Annotated in this window: 1 pseudogene; it reads left to right on the forward strand. The window is 64.6% G+C overall.

Annotated elements, in window-relative coordinates:
* Positions 1–83 precede the first annotated feature (83 nt).
* A pseudogene (locus AC5WS8_RS39535) lies at positions 84–243 on the forward strand (IS30 family transposase); the annotation flags it as partial.

Genomic DNA, 243 nt, shown 5'->3' on the forward strand with positions numbered 1-243 from the left:
TTAGATTCAACCGGTCAGAGCAACAGTGCTGGTTGAGGGCGGTATGCGTGGCGAGACTGGGTCGGCCGGGGATGTCGGACGAGATGAAGGCAGACTTGTGGCGACGGTGGAGGGCCGGGGAGTCGATCAGCGTCATCTCCAGGCAGATCGGCAAGCCGCCGGGCTCGGTGTTCACCGTCCTCAAGCACCACGGAGGGATCGCTCCCGAATCCCGCAAGACGCGGGCCGGAAGCCTGACCATGG

It is taken from the genome of Streptomyces sp. PTL18 (assembly GCF_059510295.1).